This window comes from Bradyrhizobium sp. SSBR45G (assembly GCF_030159255.1).
GTDB lineage: Bacteria > Pseudomonadota > Alphaproteobacteria > Rhizobiales > Xanthobacteraceae > Bradyrhizobium.
This window is the reverse complement of sequence record NZ_BSCT01000006.1, coordinates 137651-150831: the sequence shown is the minus strand read 5'-3', so window position 1 is coordinate 150831 and position 13181 is coordinate 137651. Positions and strand designations below refer to the sequence as shown.

Below are 13181 nucleotides of genomic sequence, written 5' to 3'. Positions count from 1 at the left end.
GCCTGTTCAGTTCATCCGAAGCACCGGCTTGACGGTTGCGCCGGTTTCCATGTCCTCGACGGCCTGGTTTATCTTTTCGAACGGATAGAAGCTGACAATCCTGTCGAGCGGCAGCCGCCCTTGGCGGAAGAAGTCGACGAGCCGCGGCAGGAAGATCGCGGGCACGGCATCACCCTCGACGACGCCCCGCACTGTCAGACCTCCGCCGACCAGAACGCTTGCCTCCACGGGAAACCGCGTCCCGCGCGGCGGCGCGGCCACCTGAGCGGAGGAGCCCCGCTGCCGCAGGCACGCGATCGAAGCGGCGACCACCTCGGGCACGCCCGTAGTGTCGAGCGAGTGATCCACGCCGCGGCCGCTGCCCAGCGCGGCAACCGCCTTGGCCAGATCGGGTGTCCGGCCGTCGACTGTGTGGGTTGCTCCGATGTCTCGCGCACCGGCAAGCCGTTCGGCCCGGATGTCGACGGCAACGATCGTGCTGCAGCCCGCCAGCTTGGCAGCCATGATCGCCGCCATCCCGACTGCGCCGACGCCGAACACCGCGATCGACGCACCGGGCCGAGGGGACAGCACGTTCAACACCGCGCCCGCGCCGGTCTGGATCCCGCAGCCCATGGGCGCGAGCAGCGCGAGCGGCAGATCGTTGCCGACCTTCACCACGTTTCGGGCCGTGGCAATGGCATGGGTTGCGAACGCCGATTGCGCAAAGAAGTAGCCGCTAAGCTCGGCGCCGCGGTAGCGGAGGCCTGAGCCACCGCGCCGCTGACCGAACAGGTTGATCATCCCGAACTCATCACAATAGCCGGGCGCGCCGAGTTGGCACTGTCCGCATGCGCCGCACGAGCCAAAGCTCATCAGCACGTGATCGCCCTCGGCCAGCCCGACCACGCCCGGACCGACGCGTTCGATCACGCCCGCGCCCTCATGACCGAGAATTTTGGGGAGCGGCACGGGGATGTGCTGCAGTTTCACCGCGAGATCGGTATGGCAGATGCCGCAAGCCTCGACCCGTACGAGCAGCTCTCCGGGCGCAAGATCATCCGACAGATCGCAGCTGATCAGTTCGAACGGTCGCTCCGGCGCAACTGCAACTGCGGCTGTGATCTTCATGCTCGTCTTCTCCGTTACAAATTGCGCAGTGCCGTCAAATCATGCGGAAGCGAGATGTAGGGCATGGATCAACGGAGTTGGAAGCAGATCGGGAGGCGCTTGGGCCCGTTGACGAACCAGGACACGGTCGTTGCTCCTTCGCCGTCAAGCTCAACGCAGGAAATCCGCTGCAACAATTCTTCGAAGAGGATCCGCATCTCGAGCTTGGCAAGATATTGCCCCAGACACAGATGGGCTCCGTAGCCGAAGGCGAGATGGCGGTTCGGCGAGCGATCGATCCGAAACGTGTCGGGATCCTGGAAGACGGCCTCGTCGCGATTCGCAGAGGCGTAGCACAGCATGAGCCAATCGCCGCGCCTGATGGAGCGGCCGTCCAGTTCGGTGTCCTCGGCGGCCGTGCGCATGAAATGCTTGACCGGCGTGGTCCAGCGGATCGCCTCGTCGACGAAGCCGGGGATCAGGCCAGGGTTGGCTTTCAGCCTTCCGAACTGCTGCGGATGTTCGCAAAGCGCCCACATCCCGCCTGCACTCGAGGACGATGTGGTGTCGTGGCCGGCGGTCGCGATGGTCACGAAATAGCTGAGCGCATCCAGGTCCGAGATCGATTCGCCGTCGATCTGCGCGTTGGCGATGACGCTTGCAAGATCATCGGACGGGTTGGCGCGCCGGTCCGCAACCACAGACGAGAAGAACTCGCCGAACTCCAATACGACATCCGATAGAGCCGTGGCACCGTCGTTTCGACCCTTGCGCGCGTTATCCGGGTCCTTGGTGCCGAAGAACTCCTGCGTCAAGCGCAACATCTTGGGCTCATGATCCGGATCGACGCCCAGAATCGTCATGACCACCCGCAGCGGAAACCCGAGCGCGATTTCGGACACGAAGTCGCAATGCTGGCCGGACGCAGTGAGGCGATCCGCATAGCTTCTTGCGATGTCGCGAATCCTGCCTTCGATCGAACGCAGATTACCCGGCGTGAACCATTTCTGCGTCAATGCCCGGAACTTGGGATGATCGGGAGCATCCATCTGCACCAGGGTGCGGAGGAGGCCGTTGCCCCCCGTCGCCGCCTCGATCTTGGCTTCGGCTTTGCTGCTCAGCAACGCCACCGGGCGATCACTGCTGCGAAACAGCTGGCTCTGCTGGCTAATGGTCTGAATGTCCGCGTGGCGCGTCACGACCCAGAAAGGGTTGAACCCGCGCGGACTGGCCTTCCCGAGCGGCTGATTGACGCGCAGCCAGCGATAGGCATCGAAGATGCGTTGAGTGCCGTAGGCTGCAGGGTCCGTCAGCACGGCGACGATGTTGTCGGGGATTGGAAAATTCGCAGCGCTCAACCCCGGTCCCTCCTTCATGTCGCCGTGCTCGCGGGTTCAGGAAGAAAGCCCAGCGGCAGGCGATCGACGACTTCGACATTCCTGATGCGCCGTCGCGGCTACTCGGCTGCCGCGACGATCCTCTCTTCCGCGCCTCGAAGAACTTTGCCCTCGCGCAGCGCCGCGATCCCCTGCGGGCTCAGTCCCAAGAGGCTCTGCAACAACCTTGGCCCATCCTCGCCGAGCGCAGGCACCTTGTTCCGGACATTGGCCGCGCTCTGCGCGAACCGGAATGCGGGGTTTGGAATGAGCAGCGGCCCGGCGCCGTCATCGATCTCCTCAAAGACGCCGCGCTCCTGGATAGGCGGCAGCGCCATCGTCTCACGGATGGTCCGGTATTGAGAACACGGCACGCCGGCTTCGGTGAGGGTCGCCTCGCATTCCGCTGAAGTTCGCGATGCCGCCCAGCCGTCGAGCAGGTTCATCAATTCGGACCAGTGATGCTCGCGGGCGCTGCTGGTTGCGAAGCGCGCATCGCTGATCCATTCCGGATGGCCGACGCCGCGCGCCAAAGCCTCGAAGTTGTTCTGGCTCACGGGGGCGACGAGCAGGAAGCCATCGCTCGCCTGCGTGGGTCGATAGACCGGCCGGCGGCGCTCGGCCGGGAATTGCGCTTCCTGGCACTCGTACACCAGCATGCCGACCATGGCGTCGAGCAGCGATACGTCGATATAGTCGCCCTGCCCGGTCTTGAGCGTCCGAAACAGTGCGGCTTGAATGGCTCCGAATGCCGTCGAGCCACCGAGAACATCAGCGATGAAGATTCCGTTCTTCAGCGGACGCTCGACATTCCCCTCCTGATAGTCGAGGTTCGCCATGTCGTAGCCCGAGGTTGCGTGCAGCACCGGCGCATACGCGCTCCGTCCGGACCACGAGCCCTCCTGGCCGAACCCCGAGATCGAGCAGTACACGAGCTTGGGATTGATCTTCGCAAGGGTTTCGTAGTCCAGCGCGAGCCGCTGCATGACGCCGGGGCGGTAGTTCTCCACGAGCACATCGCACCGAGGCACCAGATCGTAGATCAGCTTGCGGGCCGCGGGCTGCTTGAGATCCAGGGCGATGCTGCTCTTGCCGGCATTGAGCTGGGCGAAATAGGCGCTTCGCCCATCCCGCAGCGGCGGACGCAACCGGATGTGATCGCCCTCCGGAGGCTCCACCTTGATCACTTCTGCGCCCATGTCCGCCATCAAGCGGGTGCAATAAGGGCCGGACATCATCGCGGTGAAGTCGAGGACGCGGATTCCGTCGAGGATTCCTGGCCGGGCCGGTCCGCTTGCCATAACGACGCTCATTTCAGATTGGTTTCTGATACGGCAAGCGCCGCCAGCCGGCTGCCACCGATCGTATCGAGATAAGCGCAGGACGTGGCGCCCCGCACGTAGCGATCGAGATAGGCGCCGAATGTCTCGGCACTGGCGCTGCTCCTCACATAGTCCTTCAGATGCGCTTCGTCGGAGCGATAGAGCGAAGGGGAAGCGGTCGGATGCGCGCCGAACGGCGCCTCGACGACCGCGTCGACCATGGCACTCGGCAGCTTGGTCAGATGATTGCTGCGCCTGATCGTGTCGGTCGACACGATGCGATCGACCGAGACGATGACCCGCCGGGACGCCTGGGCGATCATCGCGTCGAAGAACGGCGGCCCAAGGTGCTGAACGTTGCCGTGCTCGTCGGCCTGCTGCGCGTGCAGCAGGCAGACATCCGGCTTGACGGCCGCGACGGCGAGCATCCTGCGATCGCCAGGCTTGGACGGGAGCGGCCAATAATGTTCGGGCGCAAATTTCGGCAGATCGGTGCCGAGGTCCGGCACGGGCATGTAGGGCAGATCGCAGATTCCCGCCCGCAATCCCCCCGCAATGGCAGGCCCGTCCAAATCGTAAACCTTGAGCGTCCCGTTCTCGGACTGGCGACGGAAATGCGGCGCCAGGCCGAACTGCTCGAAGCTGATGAAGACGCAGACGGTGGAGGCAACACATCCCGCACCGATCAGCATGTCCGGCGCGATCGAGCCTGGCGCAGGGATCAGGTGCAGGTCGCGAGCTCCTTTGCGGATCAACGCGCGTACGAGCGCCATCGGCTGCGAATTGAATATCCAACCGCCAAGGGCAACTTTGGCTCCGTCCGGAATCTCGGCTACGGCCTCATCGACGGAAACGATCTTGCTCTTTGTCATGGGACTTCGGCTTGCCTGTCAGTCTGATGGGAGGAGATCCGCTGCACGGTCAGGGAAACTTGCGCCGGAGATCGCCGCGCCGATCGACATGTTCGCGCAGCAGCGCGAGCTCATGATCGGTAGGCATGGTCGTCACGGGGGGCATGCCCTCGACGACGATGTCGAAGGCCGTGGAGTCGCGGATCTGCTCGAGCGTCACGCCGGGGCTGATCGACCTCACGCGCATGACCTTGCTGTCCGGCACGAAATCGAAAACTCCAAGCGGGGACAGCACCAGTCTGGGGCCGCCAGGCGGCAGTCCCATGCGCTCGCGGGAATCACCGCCTTCCATGTGACCGGCTCCGCACAGGAAATCGACCCGCGGCACGAACGCGCTGCGGTCGTGGCGCGTCAGGCACACATAGAACCGCTTGGCCAGACCGCAAAGCGCGCTGATGCCGACGGTTCCCGGCCCGCGCACGCGCGGCTTACGCTGATCACCGACCACCACCGTATTGATGTTGCCGAAGCGGTCGACCTGCAGCGCCGACAGGATGGCGAAATCGAAGAAGTGGATCTTCCAGTCGATGAAGTCGATCATGACCGGCAGATCCATCCAGGACTCCGCCGACTCGAGGTTCTCGTAGTCGGCCGTCGACAGCAGGTGATCGCGCGTCGGATTGACCATTCCGCCCGGACCGGAGATCCACCACAAGCGCGGCGCCTGCAGGCGGCGCGCGAGATTGCAGGCCGCGAGCTGGATGTCGGAGTTGGTTCCGATGATGACCTTCTCGCCATCGGCGATATCCCGCGCCAGCAACACCGCCAGCGTCTCTCCGAGGGAGGGATTTGCAGCCATTTTTCCGCGACCTATTGGTTGAACCATTGCCAACCTAGCGAGGCTCGAACGCAGTGTCAACGGACCGACGGCCGCCGGTGATGAGCCGCGCGGATCGGATTGGGCATTCGGACGTGAGTCGTGGTCGGCCGGCCGCGGGTGTCCGCTCTCCATCGGGAGCGGCCGCCTGCAGGCTGCTTAAAAGACGATGGGGCGAGTTGGCGCGGTGAGTGGATTAGCGCTGGGCGGCCGGGGGAGACCGGCGGGAGCGTGGAGCGGCTTTGGTCGCCGACACACCTTCGGACGCCTGAATGCGCGACATATAGCTTCGCTGCAGCCGCTTCAGGCAGGATTCCATCTCGGCCACGGCAGCTTCAGCGTCGCCTGCAGCGAAATATTCCATGAAGCGGCGGCGCGATGGCAGCACGAAGCTGTTGTCATACTCACCGATCCGCTGCACGAAATGAGTGAGCACATCGAGCACCCCGTTCATGACGATGACCATGATCGGATTGTCGGTGAGACGCGCGAGCATCCTGTGGAATTCGATGTGCCTCTCTGCGCGGCCTGCAAAGTCGCCCCGGCGGCGCGCTTCCTGCGCTTCATCGATATTACGGTTCAGCATCTCGATGTCTGCGGCCGTTGCGCGCCGGCACGCTTCCCGGACAACGACCGATTCGAGCCAGATGCGAGCCTCGGTCAACTGTGCGGGCTGGATGGTACCGACGTGGTACATGTCCATCAACCCGGTCGCGATAGCTTCGCCGCTGTGCTGGCTGATGAAAGCGCCCCCGCGCGCGCCCTTCTGCAGGCGGATGAGACCGGCATGCTCGAGCGAGCGCAAGGCCTCACGAAGGGTATTGCGAGAGACGCCAAATTGCTCCGACAGCGCCCGCTCGGAAGGCAGACGGTTGCCGACCGTAAGCCTGCCGGAGGAAAGCTCCGTTCGGATCTGAGCGGCAATCTCATCGAACGCGCGGGACGATTTAATTCGTTGGAACTGCGCAATCGGCGCAGCCTCTGCGTTGGATTTGGCCGGCAATTGTGAAGCGCTCATATCCACCCGATGGTTCGAAGCTGCAAGGAAATATAGGCGAAGCTGACGATTCTCGCCATAGCGCGTTGCCGTTGACCCAGACTTCTCACAAATGTAGAATGGTAGGACCAAATGGGGAGTGGCCACCAGAATGCTGCGGGAGTTGCCGTCGGACGAGGATCGCCGGATCCTGCAAGAAGCCGTCCGGGGATTCTTCGAGGACCTGTGGGACAAGGCTGCTCAGGTGCCCCCAAGGCTCTGGAAGCAACTGGCCGCTCAGGGCTTGACCCAGATTGCGGCCTCTCCCGCCGAAGGCGGCTTGCGCGAGATCGTGCTGGTCCAGGAAGAGGCCGGCCGTGCCAGCTGCCGTGCACCGCTCGCGGATGCAGCCTTGATCAACCTCATGCAGCTTCGAGCCCGCGGCGATGCCCACGCTCTCAGGTCGCTTGTAGATGACCTCCGTAGCGGTGACGCGGTAGTCGCCGTGTCTTTCGCAGGCTTCGATCATGAGGGAGCCGCAGGTTGGGCGAAAATGGAAGCAGGCCGCCTGATTGCGGACTTGGGCTTCGTCGAATCCGCCGACATCGTTACGCATCTGGCCATATTCGTGCCCGGCCCAGCGCTGGCCATCATCAACACCAGCGAAGGTGTCGCCGCTGAGCCGAGCCCGATGATGGGAAAGGCCGGTTGGTGGCGGGTACGGATCGATGCGGTTCCAGTCGTCCTGGTGCCTTCCACGGCTGCCGAGGTCCGAGACCTGCTCACAGTCGCGGCCGTGGCGGAGACCGCGCGGGCGTTCGGTGCAGCCCGGCGCGCATTCGAGCAGGCCGTTGCCTATGCCGGCGAACGTCGGCAGTTCGGGCAACCCATCGGGCGCTTCCAGGCCATTCAGCACAAGCTCGCGAACTGCCACATCGCCTTGCGCGCGGTTCAGCTCACGATCGCGAATGCCGCCGCTCAATATGACTTGGAAGCCGCGCAATGGCGCTGGTTCGCAGCCGCAGCCCTGGCGACGGCTAGCGCTTCTCTTCGCCAGGTGTCGCTCGAGACCCAGCACGCCTTCGGCGCGATTGGCTATAGCGAGGAGCATGAGGCTCCGCAGCACTTCCGACAGGTCCATGTCAGCCTGCTTCGCCATGGCGGCCAACGTCCGCCGGTCGAGCAACTCGCAAGCCATTTTCTCGACCGCGACGGGCAAGTCCGGTTTCCGGACTACGATCTGGGACCGGCCGGCAATGCCTTCCGCCGTGAGGTGCGAGCCTGGCTCGACGCCTATTGGTCGGGCGAGCGCCGTGCGCGGCACGAGCAGCTCTCCTTTCGCGAACGGGAATACGACCGCGAGTTCGCCAGGGCGCTCGGTACGACCGGCTGGATCGGACTGAATTGGCCGAAGCGGTTCGGCGGACAGGAGCGTGGCGCCTTCGAGCAGCTGGCCTTCATGGAGGAGATGGAGCACGCCGAAGCCCCGCGTGCCGGCGCGCCCGTGCAGGCGGCCATGCTTCAGGTCTACGGCACGCCGGAGCAGCAGCAGCGCTACCTGCCGGAAATCCTGCGGGGGGACGCCATCTACGGCATGGGCTACAGCGAACCACAGGCCGGCTCCGACCTGGCGTCGCTGAAGACGCGTGCGGTCCGTGACGGCGAGCATTATGTGATCAACGGACAGAAGATCTGGACCACGACGTATTGGGGCGAGTACATGCTGCTCGCGACCCGGACCGATCCGAACGCGACCCCGCCTCATGCGGGGATCACGATGTTCATCGTTCCCATGACGACGCCCGGCATCACGATCCGCCCGTCAGAGACGATGTATGGCGGCACCTTCGCCAATATCTTCTATGACGACGTGCGGGTACCTGCCGAAAATCGGATCGGTGCCGAGGGCGAAGGATGGAAGGTCTTGACCGGGGCACTGGCGACCGAACGCGGCTTCATCGGCGGCGGCATCGTCTTGAAGGTCGCCCACATGTTCGAACTGCTGTGCGAGCATCTCCGGACCGCCAAGCGCCACGGCATCCCGATGCGGCACGATCCGCTCGTGCGCGCCAGGATCGGCGCGCTCGCGGCCGAGATCGAAGCCGGGCGGCGCATGATGGTCTATTGTGCCGAGCAGGTGGACAAGGGCGAGACGCCCCCGGACGAGGCTGCCGTCAGCAAGGTCTATTCCGGCGAACTGATGGAGCGTTTCGGCGAGACCGCGCTGGACCTGCTGGGGCCGGAGGCGCTGCTCAGCGAACACAGCCCGGGCGCGGTCTTGCGCGGGCGCATTGAACAGATGCTCCGGCACTCGCTGATGTGGGTCATCAGCATCGGCACCAATGAAATCCAGCGCAGCCTGATTGCCCAACGCGGGCTCGGACTGCCGCGATAGCTGTTCGCCCCGGAGGTGACATGTGACCACGACAGGCCGTCCCCAGCTTCCGCCGCCGCGCCTGAGAGTGCCGGGCGCGCCCTCGCCGCTTCAGGGGTTGCGTGTCATCGACTTCTCGCACTTCATCGCGGGACCCATGTGCACGCTCTTCCTTGCGGACATGGGCGCCGACGTAATCAAGATCGAGAACGCGGCGAATGGGGACGATTTTCGCCGTTTCCAACCTCACCTCGGCGGTGAAGGCGTGCCGTTCCTCTGGGTCAATCGTAACAAGAAAGGCGTCGCGCTCGATCTTACGAACGAAGCTGCGCAAAAAATCGCAACTGAACTCGCCGCGTCGGCCGACATCCTGGTGGAGAATTTCTCGCGCGGGGTGATGGAGCGGTTCGGCCTCGGCTACGATGCGATGCATAAACTCAACCCTCGCCTGATCTATTGCAGCGTCTCGGCCTATGGCCGCGACGGCGCAATGGCTGATCGTCTGGGCTTCGATCCGGTGATCCAGGCCGAGACCGGCTTCATGTCGATGAACGGCTTTTCGGACCAGCCAGGTGTCCGCACCGGCCCCGCGATCATGGACATCTCCACTGGCATGACGGCCGCGATTGCCGTGCTCGGCGCCTTGACCGCACGCCAGAACACTGGGCTGGGGCAGCGTGTCGAGACAGCGTTGTTCGATACCGCTGCGCTGATGCTGGGCTTTCACGCGATGAACTATCTTGCGACGGGTCGCAATCCGACTCGCGCCGGCAACCGCAGCGCCGATAGCACGCCGACGGGCACCTTCCAGACGGCAGACGGCCCGCTCTATGTCACCTGCGCGAATGATCGAACCTTTCGTCGCCTTGTCACGAACGTGCTGGAGCGGCCGGACCTGGCCGAGGATCCTCGCTTCGTAAGCAACCGCGACCGAATGGCGCATCGCGACGAGTTGACCGCCATCATCGAAGGGATTCTTGCCGGCCACTCCAGCGAACGGTGGGCCGCCAAGATGCAGGCCGCGGGCGTGCCGGCCGGCGTCGTCAGAACGATCGAAGACGCTTTCAGCTCTTTCGAAATGGCCGAGCGTGCGCTCGCGTCGTCCATTCCGCATCCGACAGCAGGCGACATACCGAACATGGGATCCCCATTGCGTTTCAGCGAAACGCCTGTTCTCGACCCGATCGCCGCCCCGACTCTCGGGCAGCATACGACCGAGGTGCTGGAGCACGTTCTCGGTTATGGGCCCGAACGCATTGCTGAACTGAGAACGGCGGGCGCATTCGGATCGTCAGGCTGACCCGCTCTCGCCGACGCGCGATGACGTCCGCTCACAGCCGGCCGAAACGTCAGTATCCGAGAAAGGGATTGCGGTCGCAGCGTGCTGCGCCCCCCCGCGCGACGGAAAAATAGCGGTCAGATGCGCCGGCCCATGTCCTTCCAGAAGGGTTCCTTGAGCCGACGCTTGAAGATCTTCCCGCTTTCCTCGCGCGGAAGTGCTCCATGGAAATCGATCCGGCGCGGCACCTTGTATTTGGCGATACGTTCGGCCAAATAGGCGCAAACCTGCTCGGTCGTGAGTTCGCTTCCCGGTTCAGGCTCGATTGCGGCAGCCAGCGACTCGCCGAACTCATCGTCGGGAATGCCGAACACAGCACAATCGCGCACTCCAGGACATTGAATCAGAGCCGATTCGATCTCCGCCGGATAGATATTGACGCCCGCCGAAATCACCATGTCCGACCGCCGATCGCACAGATACAGCCGATCGTTCTTGAGATAGCCGACGTCGCCGACACTGATCAGCCCGTCGCGCTCGACCGATTTTCGCTTGGCCTCGTCGTTGAGGTAGACGAAATCCGCCAGCGAGTCCTGACGAACGTAGACCTCGCCCACCTCGCCCGGCGCGACCGGTTTACCATCTTCTCCGTAGAGCGTGATCCGGGCCCCCGGCGTGAGCCGCCCGACACTGCCGGGGTGAGCCAGCCAATCGTCCGGCGTGCTCAGCATCACCGCTCCAACCTCCGTTCCGCCATAGGTCTCGTAGATGACCGGCCCCCACCAATCCATCAGCGCCTGCTTGATCTCCGGCGCACAGGGCGCGCCGGTGTGGATCACCCATCGCAGAGAGCTCACATCGTATCGGCGGCGGGTCTGTTCCGGCAGACGCATCAGGCGGACGAACATGGTGGGAACCATCACCGCATGCGTGATCCTTTCCCGCTCGATCAGCGCCAGCGTTTCTTTCGGCTCGAATTTGGATTGGAACGCGATGATCTCGGCCTGTGCGATGGCCTGACGCAAACAGGCGTTCGGTGACGCATGGTAGAGTGGACCCCCGATCAACACGCGCACGCCGGGCGCGATGCCGTAGACGGCGCGCATCAGCTCTCCATACGCCTTGGCCTGCTCAACCGTCGCAGGCTCGCGCTTCACGCCTTTCGGGTTCCCCGTCGTACCGGACGTGTAGATCAGCGTCGCGCGGCTGCGCGGCGGGGCACCGCTCCAGGGCTGGAAATCCGCCAGCCAAGCCGGCCAGCAGCGGTCCGATCCCACCGGCTCCTCGGCACCTGGTGGAACGCCGAATTGCCGAACGAGCTCGGGCGGCGTCGGTACGCTCAGCACCAGAATGCCGCGCAAGGCCTCCCCGAGTTCGCTGCGCACCGCCGCGAGCAGATCGGCATGAGCCACCAGGACCTTGGGCTTCGCATCCCCAAGGATATAACCGACCTCCTGCGCCCGGCCGTGCCAATTGATCGGCACGCAATAGGCGCCGATCAACGCAGCGGCGTGGGTCGCCTCGACAAAAGCGAAGTCGTTGCGCAGCAGGACCGCAACAGTGTCGCCCTCGTAGACTCCGCAAGCATGCAGCCCGCTGGCCGCACGTGCGGCATTGCTCAGCACCTCTTCGCGCGCGCGAGCCGTTCCATCGAGAAAAATCAGTGGCGATGTCATCATCCCTCTAACAATGTTCTGTGCGGGGCGTGGGAGCACGTTTGGTGAAGCGCTCGACTTCTCGCGGCCGCCTGCCCGTCGTTCTGGAAACCGATCGGCTACTGCGTTGCCAGTTTGCAGTCCGGATTGGGCGCCTCCGGCATCAACTCTTCGGCTTTCATGCGCCGGACGATCTTGAAATAGTCCCACGGGGCCTTTGATTCCTCCGGCGATTTGACCTGGACCAGCAGCATGTCGCGCATCACGCGGCCATCTGCCCGGATCCTGGCCGAAGGGGTCGTGAGGTCCGAGATCGGCAGCTCGTGCATCTTCTTTGCGACCTCCGGTCCGGATGTCGAGCCCGCAGCCTTGACGGCCTTTAGGTAGTGCGTGACCGAGCTATAGACTCCGGCCTGAAGGGCGGACGGCGGTCGTCCCATTTTCTCACTGAACCGCTTCGCAAAGCTGCGGCTGTTGTCGTCCGTATCCCAGTAAAATGCTGTCGTCGTATAGATGCCTTTCATGCGGTCCAAGCCGAGGCTGTGCACGTCGGAGTCGAACAACATCAGGCTCGCTATGCGCATTCCCTTCTGCAGCAGGCCGAATTCAACAGCGTTCTCGATGAGAAGGACGCCGTCGTGGCCGGCAAAGGACGAGGCAATCGCGTCCGGTCGCGCTTCCTGCGCCGCCAGAAGGAGCGAGGCATAATCCGACGTACCTATCGCCGCGCGCCGCGTGCCGACCAGTTGTCCCCCGGTCTCCTTCACGACGTCGGCAACCGCCCGCTCCATCTGGTGTCCGAAGGAATAGTCGGGCCCGACTACGAACCACTTCTTCACGCCGGACTCGGCTGCGCTCAGAACGGTGGCGCGCGGCAAAACGCTGGTATCGAATGTCCACACGAAGCCTGTCGGCGAGCACGATTTGCCATAGAGATCGATTGTCCCGGCGCCCGAGATGAGGGCGATCTTTCCCTTCGCATGGGCGAGATTCTGGATTCCGAGTGCGATGGTGGACACGGGAACGTCGGCAATCGCGTCAACATGCTCCTCGTCGAACCACCGTCGGGCGATGGTCAGGCCAACGTCCGGCTTCAATTGGTGGTCGGCCGAAACGATCTCGATCGGTCGGCCAAGGACGGTGCCGCCGGCGTCGCTGACCGCCAGCTCCGCGGCAAGGACCGAGCCGCGACCGACCGTATCGGCGATGACGCCCGACATGTCGGTCAAGACACCGATCTTCAGCGGCTCGCCAACCGCCAAACCGCTGCACAGGAACAAGCCCAGTACCGCGGCGACAACTCGTCCTGCCATGACCACTGCCCTCCCCTTTATTGGTTGGACCATTGATACATTGTGACTGTGATGGCCGCAAGCCCTGTT

General features: G+C 63.8%; 10 protein-coding genes. 2 read left to right on the top strand and 8 right to left on the bottom strand.

Features of this window, described 5'->3' with window-relative positions; translation table 11 throughout:
- Window positions 1-6: 6 nt before the first annotated feature.
- The 6 genes from QQL87_RS10335 to QQL87_RS10310 form a co-directional block, all read right to left on the bottom strand.
- Complete coding sequence (locus QQL87_RS10335; RefSeq protein WP_284417410.1) at window positions 7-1110, bottom strand: NAD(P)-dependent alcohol dehydrogenase; 1104 nt, start codon at window positions 1108-1110, stop codon at window positions 7-9.
- Window positions 1111-1178: 68 nt separating this feature from the next.
- On the bottom strand, window positions 1179-2465 hold the full coding sequence (locus tag QQL87_RS10330; protein WP_284417409.1) for a cytochrome P450: 1287 nt from the start codon (window positions 2463-2465) through the stop codon (window positions 1179-1181).
- A gap of 80 nt (window positions 2466-2545) precedes the next feature.
- Window positions 2546-3766, bottom strand: coding sequence for a CaiB/BaiF CoA transferase family protein (locus QQL87_RS10325; protein WP_284417407.1), 1221 nt, complete (start codon window positions 3764-3766; stop codon window positions 2546-2548).
- A gap of 8 nt (window positions 3767-3774) precedes the next feature.
- Window positions 3775-4659: a CoA transferase subunit A gene (locus tag QQL87_RS10320; protein ID WP_284417406.1), complete on the bottom strand. Its 885-nt coding sequence runs from the start codon at window positions 4657-4659 to the stop codon at window positions 3775-3777.
- 49 nt (window positions 4660-4708) lie between these two features.
- A complete protein-coding gene (locus QQL87_RS10315; RefSeq protein WP_284417405.1) occupies window positions 4709-5497 on the bottom strand; it encodes a CoA-transferase subunit beta in 789 nt (262 codons plus the stop codon).
- Window positions 5498-5711: 214 nt separating this feature from the next.
- Entirely contained in the window at window positions 5712-6518 is an 807-nt protein-coding gene (locus QQL87_RS10310; RefSeq protein ID WP_284417404.1) for a FadR/GntR family transcriptional regulator, read from the bottom strand.
- 145 nt (window positions 6519-6663) lie between these two features.
- Here QQL87_RS10310 and QQL87_RS10305 point away from each other — a divergent pair, with 145 nt between their 5' ends.
- Window positions 6664-8886: an acyl-CoA dehydrogenase family protein gene (locus QQL87_RS10305; RefSeq protein ID WP_284417403.1), complete on the top strand. Its 2223-nt coding sequence runs from the start codon at window positions 6664-6666 to the stop codon at window positions 8884-8886.
- Between the two features lie 22 nt (window positions 8887-8908).
- Complete coding sequence (locus QQL87_RS10300; RefSeq protein WP_284417402.1) at window positions 8909-10165, top strand: CaiB/BaiF CoA transferase family protein; 1257 nt, start codon at window positions 8909-8911, stop codon at window positions 10163-10165.
- A 116-nt stretch (window positions 10166-10281) separates the two neighbouring features.
- On the opposite strand, the gene QQL87_RS10295 is transcribed toward QQL87_RS10300, so the two are convergent.
- Both QQL87_RS10295 and QQL87_RS10290 read right to left on the bottom strand, forming a co-directional pair.
- Entirely contained in the window at window positions 10282-11820 is a 1539-nt protein-coding gene (locus tag QQL87_RS10295) for an acyl-CoA synthetase (protein ID WP_284417400.1), read from the bottom strand.
- Between the two features lie 98 nt (window positions 11821-11918).
- Window positions 11919-13112, bottom strand: a complete 1194-nt coding sequence (locus tag QQL87_RS10290) for an ABC transporter substrate-binding protein (RefSeq protein WP_284417399.1) — start codon at window positions 13110-13112, stop codon at window positions 11919-11921.
- Window positions 13113-13181 lie beyond the last annotated feature (69 nt).

Bases quoted from the DNA above. Each gene is read 5' to 3' on its own strand.
- QQL87_RS10325 (WP_284417407.1), bottom strand. From the start codon at position 3,766: ATGGCAAGCGGACCGGCCCGGCCAGGAATCCTCGACGGAATCCGCGTC.
- QQL87_RS10330 (WP_284417409.1), bottom strand. From the start codon at position 2,465: ATGAAGGAGGGACCGGGGTTGAGCGCTGCGAATTTTCCAATCCCCGAC.
- QQL87_RS10305 (WP_284417403.1), top strand. From the start codon at position 6,664: ATGCTGCGGGAGTTGCCGTCGGACGAGGATCGCCGGATCCTGCAAGAA.
- QQL87_RS10290 (WP_284417399.1), bottom strand. From the start codon at position 13,112: ATGGCAGGACGAGTTGTCGCCGCGGTACTGGGCTTGTTCCTGTGCAGC.
- QQL87_RS10295 (WP_284417400.1), bottom strand. From the start codon at position 11,820: ATGACATCGCCACTGATTTTTCTCGATGGAACGGCTCGCGCGCGCGAA.
- QQL87_RS10320 (WP_284417406.1), bottom strand. From the start codon at position 4,659: ATGACAAAGAGCAAGATCGTTTCCGTCGATGAGGCCGTAGCCGAGATT.
- QQL87_RS10335 (WP_284417410.1), bottom strand. From the start codon at position 1,110: ATGAAGATCACAGCCGCAGTTGCAGTTGCGCCGGAGCGACCGTTCGAA.
- QQL87_RS10315 (WP_284417405.1), bottom strand. From the start codon at position 5,497: ATGGCTGCAAATCCCTCCCTCGGAGAGACGCTGGCGGTGTTGCTGGCG.